This is a genomic window from Streptomyces violaceoruber, from assembly GCF_033406955.1.
In the GTDB taxonomy this organism is placed as follows: Bacteria; Actinomycetota; Actinomycetes; order Streptomycetales; family Streptomycetaceae; genus Streptomyces; species Streptomyces violaceoruber.
In genome coordinates, this window is record NZ_CP137734.1 from 874,764 (window position 1) to 893,477 (window position 18,714).

Here is an 18,714-nt window from a genome sequence, read left to right on the forward strand (position 1 = left end):
GGGAGGTCATCCCGGGTGCGGTCGGCCGACCGTGACGTGGACCGGCCCGCCGCGCGGGTCGACCCGGTGCGTCCAGCGTGCCGTGAGCTTCAGCGGGCGGTGCGGGACGGCGGTGCCGAGGTGGACCCGCTCGCGGTGCAGGGGGCGGCCGTCCTGGGTGACGTACAGGGCGGGGTGGGGCAGCGGGACCGCGGTGCGCAGGAGGTAGGGGAGGCGGTCGTCCGGGGTGACGCGGTTGGGGGCGATGCGCAGCAGCGGCGGGCCGGCGAGGAGGGGGACGCCGCCGGGCCAGTACGGGTCCCCCGGGTCCGTGCCGTCCTGGAGCCACCGGCGTACGGCGGTCGCGGCGTGCGCGCCCTCGCGGGCCGCCGTGGCCGCGCTCTCGACGGCGTGCAGCACGCTGCCGACCGCGAAGACGCCGGGCCGTGAGGTGCGCAGGGCACCGTCCACGGCGGGGCCGCGGGTGCCGGGGTCCAGGGTCAGCGCGCCGCGCCGGGCGAGTTCGTGGTCGGGGACGAAGTCGCCGGTGAACACGACGGTGTCGCAGGCCAGCACGGTGGAGCGGCCGTCGCGGTGACGTACCCGCACGCCCGACAGGCGCCCGCGGCCGAGGAGTTCGGTGACCTTGGTGCCGGTGAGGACGGGGGTGCGGTGCCGCAGCCGGGCCGCCAGGGCCCACGCGGGGGCGGCGGGGGCCCGGGGCAGCTCCGTGACCAGCGCGAGGACGTCCGCTCCGGCCGCCCGCACGGTGTCGGCGGCGGCGTGGGAGACGCCCTCGGCGCCGACGATCACCGCGCGGGTGCCGATGTGCTGCCCGTACAGGTGGACCGCCTGCTGGAGTTCGCCGGTGGTGTACACGCCGGCGGGGCGGGTGCCGGGGACGAGGCGGGCGGCGCGGGGGCGTTCGCGGGCGCCGGTGGCCAGGACCACCGCGCGGGCGGCGAGGGTTTCGGCGCCCCGGGGGCCCACGGTGGTGAGGGCGCGCGGGCCCGCCCAGTCCAGGGCGGTGACGCCGGTGCGCAGGTCGGCTCCGGCGCGGGCGGCCGCGTCGGCGAGGAGGCGGGCGTGGGCGGGGCCGGTCAGGGCGTGCGGCCGGTCGCCGAAGCCGCGGTGCGCGCAGTGCCTGGGGACTCCCCCGGGCGACTGCTCGCGCTCCAGGAGCACGACGCGTGCGCCGGTCCGCGCGAGCCGGGCGGCGGCCGTGAGTCCGGCGGGCCCGGCTCCCACCACCAGGACGTCGGCCTGTCGGCTGGTCACCCTTGCGCCTCCTCGAACAACGCCCGTACCGCCGCCCCGCAGTAGAAGCCCTGGCAGCGGCCCGCCCGGGCCCGGGTGCGGCGGCGCAGTCCGTCCAGGGACCGGGGTGGGACCGGCCCGGCGAGGGCGTCGCGGATCTCGCCGCGGGAGACGCGTTCGCAGTGGCAGACCAGGGTGCCGTACTCCGGGTCGGCGGCCACCAGGTCGGGGCGCTGGTGGGGACGGGGGAAGGCCTCGCCGAGGTTCGGCATGCGGACCGGTTCGAGCGGGCGCCGGGCGCCGAGGTCGAGGCCGGTGTCCGCGAGGAGGCCGGTGACGTGCGCGGCGATGGCGAGGGAGGCGGTGAGGCCGGTGGAACGGATGCCGCCGACGGTGACGTAGCCCTGGCCGGGGTGGGCGGCGATCCGGTAGTCGTCGTGCCCGGTGGCGGCGCGCAGGCCCGCGTAGACGGCGGTGACCTCCTCCTCCAGCAGGGCGGGGAGGATACGGCGGCCCTGTTCGCGCAGGCGCCGCAGCCCCTCGGCCGTCGAGCCGGTGTCGCCCTTGTCGTCCAGGTCCTCCGCGGTGGGGCCGAGCAGGACGTTGCCGTAGACGGTGGGGGCGACCAGGACGCCTTTGCCGAGGGCGGTGGGGACGGGCAGCAGGATGTGGCGGACCAGGGCGCGGGCGAACGTGTCGTGGACGACGAGCTGTCCCCGGCGCGGGGTGACGGTGAAGTCGTCGTGGCCCAGGCTCCGGTCGAGGGTGTCGGCGTGCAGTCCGGCCGCGTTGACGAGCCGCCGGGCGTGCAGGGGGCCGCGCGGGGTGTCGAGCCGGTGGACGCCGTCCGCGTGACCGGCGTGCGTGATGGGCGCTTCGAGGTACAGGTCGACTCCGGCACGGACCGCCTGGGTGGCGTATGCGAGGGTCGTCGTCCACGAGCAGATGATGCTCTCGCCGGGTACGTGCAGGGCGCCGAGCGCGCCGGGGCCGAGGCGGGGCTCGCGGGCGTAGAGGTCGGCGGCGCCGAGGACGCGGGTGTCGTGGTACTCGTTGCGGCGGGCCTTCTCGGCGAGGCGGGGCAGCGCCGCGAGCTGCTCCTCGTCCCAGGCGACGAGCAGGGCGCCGACGCGTTCGACGGGGATGCCCGACTCGGCCGCGTACGCGGCGAGTTCGCGGGAGCCCTCGCGCACGAGCCGGGCCTCCAGCGAGCCGGGCACGGCGTCGAACCCGGTGTGCAGGATGGCGGTGTTCGCCTTGGAGGTGCCCTGCCCCACGTCGTCCTGCGCCTCGACGAGGGCGACGCGCAGCCCCGGGTGGTGTGCGAGCCGCCGGGCGATCGCACACCCGACGACCCCGGCGCCGACGATCGCCACGTCGTACGGCTCGACGGGCGGCGCCCCCGACCGGGTGACGCTCACGCGGGGCCCCCGGCGAGCAGCGCGGTGACCGCCCCGCGGAAGCGGGTGCGGCGCTCGGTGGCCTCGTCGGTGGTGATGCGGGGCTCGTACACGGTGGTGGGTCCGGCGCCGGGGAGCACCTCGGCGAGGGTGCGGGCGGGGTCCGCGCCGAGCCGGGCGAGGGTGCCGACGCCGAGCGCGGTGGCGTCGGGCAGCGCGGACACCTCGACGGGGCGTTGCAGCAGGTCGGCCTGGGTCTGCATGAGGAGCGCGGAGCGGGTGAGGCCGCCGTCGACGCGCAGGACCGTCAGCGGGGTGCCGAGGTCGGCCGCGGCGGCGTCGGCGAGTTCGGCGACCTGGGCGGCGAGGCCCTCGCACAGGGCGCGCACCAGGTGCCCGGGGGCGGTGTCCAGGCCGAGGCCGGTGAGCGAGCCGCGCAGGTCGCCGCGCCACCAGGGGGCGGCCAGCCCGGCCAGTGCCGGGACGAAGGTGACGCCGCCGGTGTCGGGCACCGTGGCGCCCACGGGGTCGAGGTCGGCGGCGCCGGTGATGACGCCGAGGCCGGTGAGCCAGCGTACGGCGGAGGCGGCGGTGTACACCTGGCCGTCCAGGCAGTGGTCGGCGCGGCCGCCGAGCCGCCAGGCGACGCAGGCGGCCAGGCCCGAGGCGCCCCGGCGCGGTGTGCCGCCGGTGTGGGCGAGGAGGAAGGCGCCGGTGCCGTAGGTGCACTTGGCGGTGCCGGGTTCGGTGACGCGCTGGGCGAGCAGCGCGGCCTGCTGGTCGACGGCGAGTCCGGTGAGCGGGAGTTCGGGCCCGAAGGCCCGCACCGTGCCGACGTGGGCGGCGTTGTCCACGACGGCCGGGAGCCGTTCGCCGGTCAGGCCGTACAGCTCCAGGGCGCGCGGCGACCACTCGACGCGGTCGAGGTCGAGGAGCTGGGTGCGGGAGGCGGTCGCGGCGTCCGTGACGTGGGCGCCGGTGAGGCGGTGGACCAGCCAGCTGTCGGAGGTGGTGACCTGTCCCTCGCGGGTGAGGTGCCGTCGTATCCAGGCCATTTTCGGTGCGGCGAAGTACGGGTCCAGGGGCAGGCCGGTGAGGTGGCGCAGTTCGTCCGCGTGGTCGCCGAGTTCGGCACAGAGGGATGCCGCCCTGCGGTCCTGCCAGACCAGTGCGTCGGTGAGCGGACGGCCGGTGTCCGGGTCCCAGGCGAGCACCGTCTCGCCCTGGTTGGCCAGGCCCAGCGCGGTGACCGGCTCGCCGGCGTCGGCGAGCGCCCGGTGCCCGGCGTCGACCACCGAGCCGTACAGCTCCTCCGGGTCCACCTCGACCAGGCCGCCGGGCAGGTAGCGGGGCCGGACCTCGGCGAATCCGGTGCCGACGACGCCCCGTTCGGGGCAGATCACCAGCGCCTTGGTGCCGGACGTGCCCTGGTCGACGGCGAGTACCGCGTCCGGCATCGACACCTCCCGGCTCCCGCGCCGACGGTCTCGGCGATCACTGCGCGCCAGCCTGCCCGCACGGACACACCGCGTCAAGAGTGACTGACGGTCAGTCAGTTAGCCCTGGTGGCAACGTTTTTGCGCCGCTGTGGCAAAAGCGAACAGAGGCGGAACCTCCGCCTCTATAGTGTGCGCCGACCGCTCGACCACCGCACCACCGCCCCCGGGGAGGGCTGTTTGTCACGCCATGCTGCCGTACGGTCCGTTCCGCTCGTCGCAGCGGGCGTGTGATGGCCAGAGACGGAGCACAGCCCGCCTACGACCCCGCCGGCCACGACACGGCGCTGCGCTCCGCCCTCCAGGAGGTGCGGGCCGGGCGCTGGATGTCGATGCGCATCCTGCTGGAGCAGACCGGCACCTGGTCGCAGTGGACGCGGCGCACCCAGGTGCTGGCCGCCTCCGCGGCCGGTACGGACGTGGTGCGGGCCTGGCTCGCCGAGGAGCCGCACAGTGTGGCGGGCGCGGTCATGCACGCCCGGGTGGTCGTGGAGCGTGCGCTGCGGGCGCACCGCGAGGCCCACCCCCGCACGCGCGAGCTGTGGCTCCAGGCCTGGCACGCCTGCGACGCGGCGACGCGGGCCGCGCCCCACGACCCGGTGCCGTGGGTGTGCCTGCTGGCGCTGGCCCGGCTGGACGAGGGCCCGCGCTGGGAGGAGCACCGGATGGCGCCGCCGGAGCCGATGCTGCCGCCGGGACCGTGGGGGCTGCTCGCCGAGGCCGGCAAGCGCGACCCGTACAACCGGGAGGCCCACCACCGCATGCTGCAGTTCTTCCATCCGCGCGGCGGCTCCGACCGCCTTGCCCGGGCGGCGGGGTTCGCGCACTGGGCGGCGGGCTCGGCGCCCCCGGGCTCGGCGCTGCACGTACTGCCGCTGTACGTGCGGGTGGAGCGCTACCGCCGTTCGGGCGCGCGGGAGGCGGCACTGGATCTGCACTGGGTGGCGGAGGACGCCACCCGCGAGGCCCGGCAGGCCTTCGACTCCTGGTTCACGCTCTCCCCGCTGGACGAGCGCTCCCTGCCGGACCTGAACCACCTGGCCCACGCCCTGTGGGGCGCCCTCCGGTTCCGGGAGGCGAACCAGGTGTTCGACGCGCTCGGCCCCTACTGGACGCCGCTGCCCTGGGCCTGCCGGGCCCCGGGCGACGGTTCGGCCGGGCGGGCGGTGGAGGTGTTCCTCCAGGCCCGCACGCGCAGCCGTTCGGCCGCCCGTGGCCGCGGCCACGGCCGACGGCGCCCCTGACCCCCCACCCTTGCGTCCCCGGAGGTTTGCCATGTCCCGCCCCTTGGAACCGTCCGCCACCGACGAGGAACAGCGCCTGCGCGAACTCGGCTACCGGCCGGTGCTGGCCCGCCGCATGGGCGGCTTCGGCAACTTCGCGATCAGCTTCTCGGTGATCTCGATCCTCTCCGGCTGCATGACCCTGTACGGCTTCGGCATGGGCACCGGCGGCCCCGCCGTGATGCTGTGGGGCTGGGCGGGCGTCGGCCTGTTCGTGCTGTGCGTCGGGATGGCGCTGGCGGAGGTGACCAGCGCGTATCCGACGTCGGGCGCGCTGTACTACATGGCCGACCGGCTCGGTGGCCGCCGCTGGGGCTGGTACACCGGCTGGCTGAACCTGCTGGGACTGCTCGGCGCGATCGCCGGGATCGACTACGGGGCCGCACTGTTCACGGGCGCGTTCCTGAACCTGCAGTGGGGCTTCGAACCGACGCCGGAGAAGACGATGCTGATCTTCGTCGTGATCCTGCTGCTGCACGCCACCCTCAACCTCTTCGGCGTGCGGCTGGTCAGCGTGCTCAACTCCATCAGCGTGTGGTGGCACCTGGCCGGGGTCGCGCTGATCGTCGGCGCGCTGGTGATCGTCCCCGACCACCACCAGTCGCCGTCCTTCGTCTTCACCGAGTTCGTCAACGACACCGGCTGGGAGAACCCGCTGTACGTGGCCGCGATCGGCCTGCTGCTCGCGCAGTACACCTTCTCCGGCTACGACGCCTCCGCCCACCTGTCCGAGGAGACCTCGAACGCCTCGGTGTCGGCGGCACGCGGCATCGTGCGGGCCATCTGGGTGTCGTGGCTGGCGGGCTTCGTGCTGCTGGCGGGACTGACCTTCGCCATCCAGGACTACGACGCGACGCGCGACACCGCGACCGGGGTGCCGCCCGCGCAGATCCTCCTCGACGGGCTGGGCACGGACGGCGCGAGCGCGCTGCTCCTCGTGGTGATCGTGGCGCAGTTGTTCTGCGGCAACGCCGAGGTGGCCGCCGCCAGCCGGATGGTGTTCGCGTTCAGCCGGGACGGCGCCCTGCCCGGCTCGTCGCTGTGGCGCAAGGTGTCCGCCCGCACCCAGACCCCGGTCGCCGCGGTGTGGCTGTCGGTGGCGGTGGCCTGTCTGCTGGCGCTGCCGTCCCTGTACTCCGCCACGGCGTACGGCGCGGTGACCGCCATCAACGTCATCGGCATCACCCCGGCGTACGCGATCCCGGTGCTGCTGCGGCTGCGGGCCGGCGACCGGTTCACGCCGGGGCCCTGGAACCTGGGCCGGTGGAGCAGGCCGGTCGGGTGGGTCGCGGTGGTGTGGGTGGCGTTGGTCACCGTGCTGTTCTGCCTCCCCCAGTCGTCCCCGGTGACGGCCGACACGATGAACTACGCCGTCGTGGCCCTGGTCGTCGTACTGGTATTGGCCACGGTGTGGTGGTTCGTCGCCCGCCGTTCGTACGGCACGCCGACGACCGCCGCCTACGGCGACGACCGTGAGCAGGCGGAACTCGCCGAGGGCATCGTCTGAAACGCCCCGTTCCGCGCCTCGGCACGGTACGGAACACCGCCCGGGATACGGCAGGATGAGCCCTCGCGCCGGTCGAACTGTCTTGCGGTTCGGTCTGATCGCACGTACCCGACATCCCGTAGGCGTTCCGTAGGCATTCCGTTGGAGGCGGCCGGTGACCGAGGACCTGACCATGGACCATCTGCTGCCCGCCGGCATCGCGCTGGGGGCGGGTCTGCTGGGGGCGTTCCTGCTGCGGATGCTGCTGCGCTGGCTGGCGGGCCATGCCGGGCGCACCCGCTGGGGCGGCGACGACGTGATCGTGGCCGCGCTGCGCACGGTGGCGCCGTGGGCGGCGGTCGCGGCCGGGGTGGCCGGTGCGGCGGCGGCGCTGCCGCTGACCCGGGCGGTGCAGCACGGCGTCAACCAGGTGCTGACGGTGCTGCTGATCTTCGTGGCGACGGTGACGGCGGCCCGGGTGGTCGCCGGTCTGGTGCGGACGGTGACGACCTCGCGCTCCGGGGTCGCCGGGTCGGCCACGATCTTCGTCAACATCACCCGGATCCTGGTGCTGGCCATCGGCTTCCTGGTGATGCTGCAGACGCTGGGCGTCTCCATCGCGCCGATGCTGACCGCCCTGGGCGTGGGCGGTCTGGCGGTGGCGCTGGCCCTCCAGGACACGCTGGCCAACCTCTTCGCGGGCATCCACATCCTCGCTTCCAAGACCGTGCAGCCGGGCGACTACATCCAGCTCAGCAGCGGCGAGGAGGGCTACGTCGAGGACATCAACTGGCGCCAGACCACCGTGCGCGAGCTGTCCAACAACCTGGTGGTGATCCCGAACGGACAGCTCGCGAAGTCGAACATGACCAACTTCATGAGGCCCGAACAGCGGCTGACCGTGCTGGTCCAGGTCGGCGTCTCCTACGACAGTGACCTGGACCACGTGGAGCGGGTGACGACCGAGGTGATCGCCGAGGTGATGGCGGAGGTCAGCGGCGCGGTGCCGGACCACGAGCCGGCGATCCGCTTCCACACCTTCGGCGACTCGCGGATCGGTTTCACGGTGATCCTCGGCGTGGGCGAGTTCAGCGACCAGTACCGGATCAAGCACGAGTTCATCAAGCGGCTGCACCGGCGCTACCGCGCGGAGGGCATCCGGATCCCGTCGCCCGCCCGGACGGTCGCGCTCCAGCAGGGGGCCGTGGTCCTGCCGCAGCAGCGGGCGGGCGAGGACGTCGTCCCGCTCCCCTGAGCGCGGCGTGGCCGGAATCTGGGTGCGACCCCTGTCGAGCCGGGGACGGTCACGAGATATCTTGATGTCGAGCAATGTTGCAGACGTGGAGCGGAGCACCCGGTGACTGACTCGACCATCATCTATACACACACTGACGAGGCCCCGGCCCTGGCGACGTATTCGTTCCTGCCGGTGGTCCGGGCGTACGCCTCGCAGGCGGGTGTCGCGGTCGAGACCCGCGACATCTCGCTGGCCGGCCGCATCATCGCCCTGTTCCCGGAGTACCTCACCGAGGACCAGCGCATCCCGGACGCCCTCGCGGAGCTGGGCGAGCTGGCCAAGACGCCCGCCGCCAACATCATCAAGCTGCCGAACATCTCGGCGTCCATCCCGCAGCTCAAGGCCGCCGTCGCCGAGCTGCAGGGCCAGGGCTACGCGCTGCCGGCCTACCCGGACGACCCGAAGACCGACGAGGAGCGCGACATCCGCGCCCGCTACGACAAGGTCAAGGGCTCCGCGGTCAACCCGGTCCTGCGCGAGGGCAACTCCGACCGGCGCGCCCCGGCGTCGGTGAAGAACTACGCCAAGACCCACCCGCACCGCATGGGCGCCTGGACCGGCGAGTCCAAGACCAACGTGGCGACCATGGGCGAGAACGACTTCCGCTCCACCGAGAAGTCCGCGGTGATCGCCGAGGACGGCACCCTGCGGATCGAGCTGGTCGGCGACGACGGCACCACCACCGTGCTGCGCGAGTCGGTGCCGGTGAAGAAGGACGAGGTCGTCGACGCCTCCGTGCTGCGCGTCGCCGCCCTGCGCGAGTTCCTCACCGCGCAGGTCGCCCGCGCCAAGGCCGAGGGCATCCTCTACTCGGTGCACCTGAAGGCCACGATGATGAAGGTCTCCGACCCGATCATCTTCGGCCACGTGGTCCGCGCCTTCTTCCCGAAGACCTTCGCCCAGTACGGCGACGTGCTCGCCAAGGCCGGCCTCACCCCGAACGACGGCCTGGGCGGCATCTACAAGGGCCTGGAGTCCCTGCCCGAGGGCGCCGAGATCAAGGCGTCCTTCGACGCCGAGCTGGCCGAGGGCCCGGAGCTGGCCATGGTCGACTCCGACAAGGGCATCACCAACCTGCACGTGCCCTCGGACGTCATCATCGACGCGTCCATGCCGGCCATGATCCGCACCTCCGGTCACATGTGGGGCGCGGACGGCGGCGAGCACGACGCCCTCGCCGTGATCCCGGACTCCTCGTACGCCGGTGTGTACCAGGCCGTCATCGAGGACTGCCGCGCCAACGGCGCCTACGACCCCTCCACCATGGGTTCGGTCCCGAACGTCGGCCTCATGGCGCAGAAGGCCGAGGAGTACGGCAGCCACGACAAGACCTTCGAGATCCCCACCACGGGCACCGTCCGCCTGGTCGACGCCGCGGGCAACGCGGTGCTGGAGCAGACGGTCTCCGCCGGTGACATCTTCCGCGCCTGCCAGACCAAGGACGCGCCGATCCGCGACTGGGTGAAGCTGGCCGTCACCCGCGCCCGCGCCACCGGCGACCCGGCCGTCTTCTGGCTGGACGAGGGCCGCGCCCACGACGCCAACCTGATCGCCAAGGTCAAGCAGTACCTGACGGAGCACGACACCGAGGGCCTGGACATCCGGATCCTCGACCCGGTCGAGGCGACCAAGCTGTCGGTGGAGCGCATCCGCCGCGGCGAGAACACCATCTCGGTCACCGGCAACGTGCTGCGCGACTACCTGACCGACCTGTTCCCGATCCTGGAGCTGGGCACCAGCGCCAAGATGCTGTCGGTCGTCCCGCTGATGGCGGGCGGCGGCCTCTTCGAGACCGGTGCCGGCGGTTCGGCCCCGAAGCACGTGCAGCAGCTGGTCAAGGAGGACTACCTGCGCTGGGACTCGCTCGGTGAGTTCTTCGCCCTGGTGCCGTCCCTGGAGAAGTACGCCGAGGCCACGGGCAACGGCAAGGCCAAGGTCCTCGCCGACACCCTCGACCGCGCCACGGCGACGTTCCTCAACGAGGACAAGTCCCCGACCCGCCGCGTCGGCGGCATCGACAACCGCGGCAGCCACTTCTACCTGTCCCTGTACTGGGCGCAGGAGCTGGCGAAGCAGACCGACGACGCGGACCTGGCCAAGGCCTTCGCCCCGCTCGCCGAGACGCTCACCGCGAGCGAGCAGAAGATCGTCGAGGAGCTGAACGCCGTCCAGGGCAAGCCGGCCGAGATCGGCGGCTACTACCAGCCCGACCCGGCCAAGGCCGCCAAGATCATGCGCCCGTCGACCACCTGGAACGAGGCGCTGGCGTCCCTCGCCTGATCCTCGGGAGCCCCGCGCACCCCACGGGCACCCCGTTTCCGTTCGGCGGAGGCGGGGTGTCCGTCTGTCTGCCGTCCCCCGACCTCCGGAGCACTCCTCATGACCGACGCCCCCGCCTCGTTCGCACTCGTCCCGGGCGCGGCCGCGTCCCCGGTGATCCTGCACGTCCCGCACTCCTCCCGCGAGATCCCGGCCGGCGTGCGCAGCGGCATCGTCCTGTCCGACGCCGAGCTGGAGCGGGAGCTGGACCACATGACCGACTCGCACACCGCGGAGATCGCCGGGCGGGCCGCCGGGCTGGCCGGCCTCACGCCCTGGCGGTTCGTGAACCGGGTGTCGCGGCTGGTGGTCGACCCGGAGCGGTTCCCTGACGAACGGGAGGAGATGGCCGCCGTCGGGATGGGCGCCGTGTACACGCGGACGTCGCACCGCGAGGAGCTGCGCCGTGCGGACACGGACCCCGGGCCGCTGATCGAGCGGTACTTCCGGCCGTACGCGCGGGCCATGACCGAGGCGGTGGCCGACCGGCTCGCGGCCACCGGACGGGCCGTGATCGTCGACGTGCACTCCTACCCGGCCCAGCCGCTCCCCTACGAACTGCACGGCGGGGGCCCGCGCCCGCCCGTCTGCCTGGGCACCGACGCCTTCCACACGCCGCCCGGGCTGCTCGCCGCGGCCCGGGAGGCGTTCGCCCCCTGCGGGGAGACCGGCCTGGACAGCCCGTTCAGCGGGACGTACGTACCGCTGGACTTCTACGGCACGCGGAGCGAGGTCGGTGCGCTGATGGTGGAGATCCGCCGGGACACCTACATGACGGAGCCGGGCGGTCCGGCCGGGCCGGGGCTGTCCCGGCTCGCCGGGTCGCTGGCGGCGCTCGTCGACGCCGTGTCCGGCTGAGGACGACCGGCCGCTCCGGTCCCACCGGCTGGAGCACTCCCGCGCGACAGCCGGGCGGGGGCGCGGCGAGGGTGGGGGGATGACGCAGGAGACCACCACGCTCACCGGCCAGTCGCCACCCCCGGTGCGGGACTGGCCCGCCCTCGACCTGGACGGCCCGGAGTTCGACCCGGTCCTCGCCGAGCTGATGCGCGAGGGGCCGCTGACCCGCGTCCGGCTCCCGCACGGCGAGGGCTGGGCCTGGCTGGCGACGCGGTACGACGACGTGAAGGCGATCACCAACGATCCGCGCTTCGGCCGGGCCGAGGTGACGCAACGTCAGATCACGCGTCTCGCCCCGCACTTCAAGCCGCGGCCCGGCTCGCTCGCCTTCGCCGACCAGCCCGACCACAACCGGCTGCGGCGCGCGGTCGCGGGCGCGTTCACGGTCGGCGCCACGAAGCGGCTGCGGCCCCGGGCGCAGGAGATCCTGGACGGTCTCGTGGACGGGATCCTCGCCGAGGGGCCACCGGCCGACCTGGTCGAGCGGGTCCTGGAGCCCTTCCCGATCGCCGTCGTCAGCGAGGTGATGGGCGTGCCGGCCGCCGACCGGGAGCGTGTGCACTCCTGGACCCGGCAGATCATCTCGACCTCCGGCGGTGCCGAGGCCGCCGAGCGGGCCAAACAGGGCCTGTACGGGTGGATCACCGAGACCGTGCGCGCCCGGGCCGGCAGCGAGGGCGGCGACGTGTACTCGATGCTCGGGGCCGCCGTGGGCCGCGGCGAGGTCGGCGAGACGGAGGCCGTCGGGCTGGCGGGGCCGCTGCAGATCGGCGGCGAGGCCGTCACGCACAACGTCGGCCAGATGCTGTACCTGCTGCTCACCCGCCGCGAGCTGATGGCCCGGATGCGCGAGCGGCCCGGGGCGCGCGGCACGGCGCTGGACGAGCTGCTGCGCTGGATCTCGCACCGCACGTCGGTGGGCCTCGCCCGCATCGCCCTGGAGGACGTCGAGGTGCACGGGACGCGCATCGCCGCCGGTGAGCCGGTGTACGTCTCGTACCTGGCCGCCAACCGCGATCCGGACGTCTTCCCCGACCCGGACCGCATCGACCTGGACCGCGACCCCAACCCGCACCTGGCGTACGGCAACGGGCACCACTTCTGCACCGGCGCCGTGCTCGCCCGGATGCAGACCGAGCTGCTGGTCGACACGCTCCTGGAGCGGCTGCCGGGGCTGCGGCTCGCGGTCCCGGCCGAGCAGGTGGCCTGGCGCCGCAAGACCATGATCAGGGGTCCGCGCACGCTGCCCTGCACCTGGTAGCCCCGCACACCCCGCGCCGGGCGGACGGCACGCGTCAGGCTCGCAGCCACTCCGTCACGACCACCTCCCGGCCGGTCCGCAGCCGCAGCGCGAACGGACCGGCGGGCGGGGCCTCGCCGGTGAACCGGCCCATGTCGTCGGCCGTCAGCCGGGCGTGCTCCCGCGGGCCGCTCAGCACCTCGATCCCGGCCGGGCCCGGCGGCAGCAGCTGGCCGATCAGGCCCTCGGCGGTCACCTCGACGTCGACGGTCACACCGTCCGACTGGAAGGTCAGCATCCGCGGGGGGTCCGTCTCCCCCCTGACGGGGATGCCGTCCACCAGCGAGTCGAAGGTCAGCTCGGCGACGCGGGCGTCCAGGTCGTGCAGGACGAAGGCGTCGACGGCGGTCCGCCGCAGCTCGGCCGGGACCGGGTCCAGGATCGCGGCGGCCTGCCGCAGCTCCTCCTCCAGCAGACCGTCGTGCAGCTCTCCGTCGCGCTCGTCGCGCTCGTCGCGGTCGTCATGCTCGTCGCGGTCGTCGTTGAGATCGCTCATTTCGTCCCCCGTGCCTCCAGCCGGGCCCGCAGCCGGCGCAGACAGCGCTGGCGCATCGGGCCGATGCTGCCCACCGCGATACCCAGCGCGGCGGACACCTCCTGATAACTGGGCGGCGGCGAGGAGATCAGCACCCGCAGCAACTGGCGGCACCGCTCGCCCAGTTCCTCGAACTCCTGCCACAGCAGCCGTACGCGCTCGGTCTGCGCGGCGGCCTCCTCGGAGTCGAGCACCGACTCCTCCGGCGTACGCTCCTCGCTCGGCCGGTCGAGCAGCTGTGGATCGTCGGTCGGCGTCCACCGCTTGGAGGCCTTGAGCAGCTTCAGGCACTCGTGCCGTGCCGTGCTCGCCAGCCAGGAGCCGGTCTTCTCCGGTTCCCGGATCCGCCCCAGGTGCTGGGCGAAGCGGAACCAGGCGGTCTGGTACACCTCGTGCGCGTCGGCGTCGGACAGCCCGTGCGACCTGGCCACGGACCACACCAGCGGGCCGAGTCCGTCCACCAGTGACTTCCAGGCCGCCGCGTCCCCGTCGGCCGCCGACTGGACGAGCGCCCCGACATCTGCACGGTCCACGGTCCCACCCCTCGTGTACGACCTGACATCGTACGCCGTGGAGTGGATGGTTCCGACCGCCAGCAGGCCGTTCACGACCCGCCTTCCGACGGGTCGACGGGGACCGGGCGCCAGGTGGGCGGCAGCAGCGCGGGCACGTGCGCCCCGCGCACCTCCGCGTACTCGGTGTTGGCCGCGAGGAGTTGCCGGCCGGCCGCGCGCGGGTCGGTCTCCTTGTGCGCCGTCATCCGGGAGGCGACCAGCCCCGCGACCACGGGGGTGGCGAAGGAGGTGCCGCTCCACTGCGCGTGCCCCTCGAACATCACCTGGTCCGGCTTGGCGGGCGCCTCGCCCGGCTCGCTCAGCACCCCGTTGTGCCGGGGGTACTGGCAGGTGCAGGCATAGGTGAAGCCGAACCGGCAGGCGTCGTAGGTGGAGTGCTGGTAGACGTACGGCACGGGTGTCCCGAAGCCGGTGAGGGCGCTGGTGAGGCGCTCGCCGGGGGCGTAGGCCCGCACCCAGCCGCCGTGGTTGCTGAAGCAGGCGCCGAACTCGCCGTCGGAGCGCAGCGCCCCGATCGAGAGCACCGAGTCCTCCCAGCCGGGCAGGGTGGCGTAGGCGGCGGGCCAGAAGGGCGTGGCGCTGGCGTTGTTGCCCGCGGCGGCGACCAGCAGGGTGCGCTGGTCGCGGAGTTCCTCCATGAAGGCGTGGACGCCGAGCAGGCCGTCGGTGCGGCCGTTGGAGGTGCCTGCGGAGAGGCTGAGGACCTCGGGCCAGCCGCCGCTGTCGACGGCCTCGAAGAGCTTCTCGCCCAGCTCCGACTCGAGGATCGCGCCCGCGTCGTTGAGGGTGTTGCTGACGGTCACGTCGGTGTTGGGCGCGACGGCGGCGACCAGCCCGGCGATGAAGGTGCCGTGCCCGACGTACTGGCACAGGACTCCGTCGTCGTCGCACTCCCTGATCTGGGCGTCGCCGTCGGTGTGGGCCAGCAGCGGGTAGGACCGGTAGTCGTGCATGAGGCCGGTGTCGATGACGAGGACGCCGACGGCGGTCCCGGCGTCGTACGGCGTCCCGTCGGCGGCCGGGTTGGGCGGCTCGCTCAGCGGGACGGGCACGGGCTCGTCGCCGGGGCAGGCGTTGACGGCGATGGAGACGACGTGGTTGCGGCTGATCAGCCGGCGGCCCGCGCGGCCCTCCATCGTCCTGAGGGAGCGCAGGGCGTGGGCGACGGTGGGGTCGCCGTCGCGGGCACCCTCCCCGGGGTCGGCGACCTGGATGCGGGTGATGCCGGTGCGGTTGGACTCGGGGCTCGCCCGGCGCACGTGGTCCGGTGCGAGCCCGGCCATCGTGGTGAAGTGGTCGCGCACGGTGTCCTCGACGAGCCGGGCCTCCTCGCCGTCACGGGCGAGGACGACGCCCTTCTCGTAGAAGAACTCGGCCGAGTCGTCCGGGCCCATCGCCAGCGGGACGTCCGGCATCGAGCGCTGGATCTGGTCGAACTGCTCGCGGAATCGCTGTGGTGCCATTCTTGTCCTCCACTGTGGCGGTGGCGGTGACGACGGCCGGGGCCCGGGCGTGACCGCGGGTGTGCCCCCGGATGTGACCACGGTGGTGGCAGCGGTCGTCAATCAGAGTCCCGGGGTGGCCGATTGATACAGACTCGAACCTGTGTGGCGTGGTTCCGGAGCACTACCATCCGTGGGGTGACAGCGCGAAACGACTCGGTTCTCGACCTGCTGCCGATGGTGTTCGCCGCCCCGGGCGAAGCGCTGACGCGGGCGGAGGAGTTGCTCGGCGCCGATCCCTCGCCGCTGCACGCCTCGGTCGCCCATCAGGTGATCGGCATCTGGCAGCGGGACTTCGGCGACACCCGGCGCGCCCTGGCCCATCTGCGGCGCGCCCGCGACCTCGCCGCGCGCGCGGACTCGGCCGAGCGGGAGGCGGACGTCCTGGCCACGCTCGGGGTCGCGCTGGTGCACGCCGGGCGTACGCGGGCGGGGCTGGAGGCGTTCGAGCGGGGCGTGGCGCGCGGGAGCGGTCACACGCGCGCGCGGGTGCTGTTCCGGCGGGCGTACGTGTGGTGGGTCCTCGGCCGGCACGGGGAGGCGCTGGAGGACGTACGGCGGGCGATCCCGGTGCTGCGGCAGGCGGAGGACGTGATCTGGACGGCGCGGGCGCTGACGCTGCGGGCGACCGTGCACCTGGCACTGGGATCGGTGGAGCGGGCGGACGCCGACTTCACCGCGGCGGAGGCGCTGTGGGACACCACGGGCCAGGAGCACGACAAGGCCGACGCGGTGGAGAGCCGGGGTCTGGCGGCCTTCCGTTCGGGTGACGTTCCGGCGGCGCTGCGGCTCCTGGACGAGGCGGAGGAGCGGTACGGGAAGCTGGGCACGCCGACGTTCATGCTGACCATCCGGCGCTGCGAGGTGCTGATGGCGGCGGGGCTCGCCACCGAGGCGCTGGCGGAGGCGGACGGGGCCGTGGCGGCGCTGGACGGGATCGGCGGGCAGTCCACCCGCAAGGCGGAGTTGCTGCTGGTGGCCGCGCGGGCGGCCCGGCTGGCGGGCGAGCCGCAGACCGCGCTGGCGCGCGCGGCCGTCGCGGTGCGGCTGTTCGCCGGGCAGCGGCGCACCTGGTACGAGACGCACGCCCGGCTGGTGCTGATCGAGGCTCGGGTCGCCACGGGGCGCGGATCGGGCCGGCTGGTCGCGGACGCGGCGGCGGTGGCGGAGCGGCTGGCGGCCTTCGGGGCCCCGGCCGCGCCGGAGGCCTCGCTGCTGGCGGGCCGGATCGCGCTGGACCTCGGCTGGACCGCGGACGCGGAACGGCATCTGGCGGTGGCCGCGCGCAGCCGGCACGGCGGGCCGCCGCTGGCGCGGATGACGGGCTGGGCGGCGCAGGCGCTGCGGGCGCGGGCGGCGGGGTCGGCGCGGGGCGTCCTGGAGGCCTGCCGGCGCGGTCTGGACGTCCTCGACGACCACCGGATGACGCTGGGCGCCTCGGAGCTGCGGGCCCGGGCCACCGCGCAGGGCGCGGAGCTGGCGGCGCTGGCGCAGCGGGCGTCGCTGGTCTCGGGCGGGCCGCGGCGGCTGCTGGGCTGGAGCGAGCGCTGGCGGGCGACGGTGCTGTCGGCGCCGCCGACCCGGCCGCCGGCCGATCCGGTGCTGCTGACCGCCATGACGGCGTTCCGGGAACTCGCGGCCCGCGCGGAGGAGGCCCGCACGGACGGCGGCCGGCCCGCACCCGCGCTGGAGCGCGAACAGCGGCGCCTGGAGCGGGAGATCCGCTCCCGCACTCTGCACATGCGGGGCGAGGCGCCCGGCGACGGCGACCGGTTCGACGTGGGGCGGCTGCTGCGGCGGCTGGGCGACGAGGTGCGGCTGGTGGAGCTGGCGGTGCTCGACGGGCGCGTGCACGTGCTGCTGTGCGGGCAGGGCCGGGTACGGCGCTTCGAGGCCGGGCTGCTGGCCGAGGCGGAGGTGGAGGCGGAGCACGTGCAGGCCGGGTTGCGGCGGCTGGCCCATCCGGGTGCTGAGGCCCGGCTGCCGCTGGTGGAGGCGGCGGGCGCGCGCCTCCAGCAGTTGCTGCTGGGGCCCGCCGCGGCCCACCTCGGCTCGGGCCCGGTCGTCGTGGTCCCGCCGGGCCGGCTGCACCGGGTGCCGTGGGCGCTGCTGCCGGTCCTGCGGGACCGCGTTCTCAGCGTGTCGCCGTCGGCGAGCAGCTGGCTGCGCGCGAGGGACACCGCTCCCCCGCCCGGCGGCCGCCAGGTACTGGTCCGCGGCCCCGGCCTGGCGAGCGGCGGCGCCGAGGTGCCGGAACTCTCCGAGCGGTACGCGGGGGCGCGGCCGGGGAGCAACGGGGCGGGGAGCCCGTCGCCCGGGCCCCCGGCCGGGGCGCACCGGCCGCCACCGGGGGGCGGACGGGAGCGCGGTGGACACGCGGAGCCTGCCGGCACGCCTTCGGTGCCGCCGCGGGGCGAGCGGCGCCCGGGGAACAACGGCGAACCGGCCGGGCCGCGCCAAGGCCCATCACCCGCCGCACCGGACCGCGGTGGGCCCGGCGAACCGGCCGGGCCGCACCGAGTACCGGCGTCGGACGGACCGGGTCGCGGGGAGCACCCACGGGCGGCCGGTGCGCCTTCGGTGCCGTCGCAGGCCGCGCCGGACCGCGGCGAACACGCACCGTCGACCGGAACGCGCCGGGTGCCGTCGCAGGGCGGGCCCCACCGCGGCGAACACGGGCGGCCCGCCGGGGTGCTCGCGGTGCCGCCGCGAGGTGGGTGGGAGCGTGGGGGACGGGGGGAGCCGACCGCGGCGGACGGCGGCGGGGGACGGGCTTCGCTGGTTGTCGACGGCGTCGGCGCAGGCGTCGACGGGGAGGTCGTCGGCCGGGTGGCCGGCGCCGCCCGGCAGGCGCGACCCGGCGCCCCCGGGGCCGGCGCCGCCGAGCGGGGCCGAACCGTCGTGCTGGAGGGCGACGACGCACGGGTGCCCGGCGTGTTGCGGGAACTGGACGGGGCCGCGTTGGCGCACATCGCGGCGCACGGGACCTTCCGCGCGGACAGTCCGTTGTTCTCGTCGCTGCGGATGGCCGACGGGCCGCTCATCGTGCACGACTTCGAGCGGCTGGACCGCAGCCCGTACCGGATCATCCTGCCCTGCTGCGACACCGCGCGCTTCGCGTCGGTCGGCGCCGACGAGTTGCTCGGCCTGGTCACCGCGCTGCTGCCGTTGGGCACGGCCGGGGTGGTGGCGTGCACCGCGCCGGTCAACGACGCCGCGGTGGTTCCCCTGATGCTCGCGTTGCACAAGGGGCTGGAGGCCGGCCTGTCCCTGGCGGAGGCGCTGCGCGACGCGCGGGCCGCGCTGCCGGGCGACGCGGTGCACCAGGCGACGGGATGGGCCTTCACGGCGTTCGGGGCGGCCTGAGCCCGCCGTTCGGGGCGGC

At 74.6% G+C, this 18,714-nt stretch carries 13 protein-coding genes; 7 read left to right on the forward strand and 6 right to left on the reverse strand.

Translation table 11 applies throughout. From position 1 onward, the window contains the following. Positions 1-6: 6 nt before the first annotated feature. The 3 genes from R2E43_RS04130 to R2E43_RS04140 are packed head-to-tail and all read right to left on the reverse strand — an operon-like array spanning position 7 to position 4,093. Positions 7-1,257: an NAD(P)/FAD-dependent oxidoreductase gene (locus tag R2E43_RS04130; RefSeq protein WP_319122185.1), complete on the reverse strand. Its 1,251-nt coding sequence runs from the start codon at positions 1,255-1,257 to the stop codon at positions 7-9. Further along, complete coding sequence (locus R2E43_RS04135; protein WP_011031373.1) at positions 1,254-2,657, reverse strand: NAD(P)/FAD-dependent oxidoreductase; 1,404 nt, start codon at positions 2,655-2,657, stop codon at positions 1,254-1,256. Before R2E43_RS04135 ends, R2E43_RS04130 begins: the two co-directional genes overlap by 4 nt. Continuing rightward, entirely contained in the window at positions 2,654-4,093 is a 1,440-nt protein-coding gene (locus R2E43_RS04140; protein WP_011031372.1) for an FGGY family carbohydrate kinase, read from the reverse strand. Before R2E43_RS04140 ends, R2E43_RS04135 begins: the two co-directional genes overlap by 4 nt. Positions 4,094-4,365: 272 nt before the next feature. Here R2E43_RS04140 and R2E43_RS04145 point away from each other — a divergent pair, with 272 nt between their 5' ends. The 6 genes from R2E43_RS04145 to R2E43_RS04170 all read left to right on the forward strand — a co-directional run bounded on the left by R2E43_RS04145 (position 4,366) and on the right by R2E43_RS04170 (position 12,678). Next, on the forward strand, positions 4,366-5,376 hold the full coding sequence (locus R2E43_RS04145; protein ID WP_003972141.1) for a hypothetical protein: 1,011 nt from the start codon (positions 4,366-4,368) through the stop codon (positions 5,374-5,376). Between the two features lie 31 nt (positions 5,377-5,407). Then, on the forward strand, positions 5,408-6,922 hold the full coding sequence (locus tag R2E43_RS04150) for an amino acid permease (RefSeq protein ID WP_011031371.1): 1,515 nt from the start codon (positions 5,408-5,410) through the stop codon (positions 6,920-6,922). A 172-nt stretch (positions 6,923-7,094) separates the two neighbouring features. Further along, entirely contained in the window at positions 7,095-8,156 is a 1,062-nt protein-coding gene (locus R2E43_RS04155; RefSeq protein WP_011031370.1) for a mechanosensitive ion channel family protein, read from the forward strand. Positions 8,157-8,258: 102 nt separating this feature from the next. Beyond that, entirely contained in the window at positions 8,259-10,478 is a 2,220-nt protein-coding gene (locus R2E43_RS04160; RefSeq protein WP_003972144.1) for an NADP-dependent isocitrate dehydrogenase, read from the forward strand. 99 nt (positions 10,479-10,577) lie between these two features. Further along, complete coding sequence (locus R2E43_RS04165) at positions 10,578-11,375, forward strand: N-formylglutamate amidohydrolase (protein WP_011031368.1); 798 nt, start codon at positions 10,578-10,580, stop codon at positions 11,373-11,375. 79 nt (positions 11,376-11,454) lie between these two features. Beyond that, positions 11,455-12,678 (forward strand): cytochrome P450, encoded by a 1,224-nt coding sequence (locus R2E43_RS04170; protein WP_093457516.1) that lies wholly within the window; start codon positions 11,455-11,457, stop codon positions 12,676-12,678. A gap of 34 nt (positions 12,679-12,712) precedes the next feature. On the opposite strand, the gene R2E43_RS04175 is transcribed toward R2E43_RS04170, so the two are convergent. From R2E43_RS04175 to R2E43_RS04185, 3 genes are read right to left on the reverse strand one after another with little or no spacing between them, the layout of a single operon-like run. Next, positions 12,713-13,213: a hypothetical protein gene (locus tag R2E43_RS04175; protein WP_093457515.1), complete on the reverse strand. Its 501-nt coding sequence runs from the start codon at positions 13,211-13,213 to the stop codon at positions 12,713-12,715. Further along, a complete protein-coding gene (locus tag R2E43_RS04180; protein WP_173668836.1) occupies positions 13,210-13,848 on the reverse strand; it encodes an RNA polymerase sigma factor in 639 nt (212 codons plus the stop codon). The genes R2E43_RS04175 and R2E43_RS04180 overlap by 4 nt, the downstream gene beginning before the upstream one ends. Positions 13,849-13,856: 8 nt before the next feature. Further along, positions 13,857-15,290 carry a S8/S53 family peptidase gene (locus R2E43_RS04185; protein ID WP_003972149.1) on the reverse strand — a complete coding sequence of 478 codons (1,434 nt, stop codon included), beginning with the start codon at positions 15,288-15,290 and terminating at the stop codon, positions 13,857-13,859. A 216-nt stretch (positions 15,291-15,506) separates the two neighbouring features. On the opposite strand from R2E43_RS04185, the gene R2E43_RS04190 reads away from it, so the two are divergent. Then, on the forward strand, positions 15,507-18,695 hold the full coding sequence (locus R2E43_RS04190; protein ID WP_408649136.1) for a CHAT domain-containing protein: 3,189 nt from the start codon (positions 15,507-15,509) through the stop codon (positions 18,693-18,695). Positions 18,696-18,714: the final 19 nt, after the last annotated feature.

Excerpts from the sequence above, each read along its gene's own strand:
- R2E43_RS04140 (WP_011031372.1), bottom strand. The coding sequence starts at position 4,093 with ATGCCGGACGCGGTACTCGCCGTCGACCAGGGCACGTCCGGCACCAAG.
- R2E43_RS04145 (WP_003972141.1), top strand. The coding sequence starts at position 4,366 with ATGGCCAGAGACGGAGCACAGCCCGCCTACGACCCCGCCGGCCACGAC.
- R2E43_RS04150 (WP_011031371.1), top strand. The coding sequence starts at position 5,408 with ATGTCCCGCCCCTTGGAACCGTCCGCCACCGACGAGGAACAGCGCCTG.
- R2E43_RS04155 (WP_011031370.1), top strand. The coding sequence starts at position 7,095 with ATGGACCATCTGCTGCCCGCCGGCATCGCGCTGGGGGCGGGTCTGCTG.
- R2E43_RS04165 (WP_011031368.1), top strand. The coding sequence starts at position 10,578 with ATGACCGACGCCCCCGCCTCGTTCGCACTCGTCCCGGGCGCGGCCGCG.
- R2E43_RS04170 (WP_093457516.1), top strand. The coding sequence starts at position 11,455 with ATGACGCAGGAGACCACCACGCTCACCGGCCAGTCGCCACCCCCGGTG.
- R2E43_RS04175 (WP_093457515.1), bottom strand. The coding sequence starts at position 13,213 with ATGAGCGATCTCAACGACGACCGCGACGAGCATGACGACCGCGACGAG.
- R2E43_RS04185 (WP_003972149.1), bottom strand. The coding sequence starts at position 15,290 with ATGGCACCACAGCGATTCCGCGAGCAGTTCGACCAGATCCAGCGCTCG.
- R2E43_RS04190 (WP_408649136.1), top strand. The coding sequence starts at position 15,507 with ATGGTGTTCGCCGCCCCGGGCGAAGCGCTGACGCGGGCGGAGGAGTTG.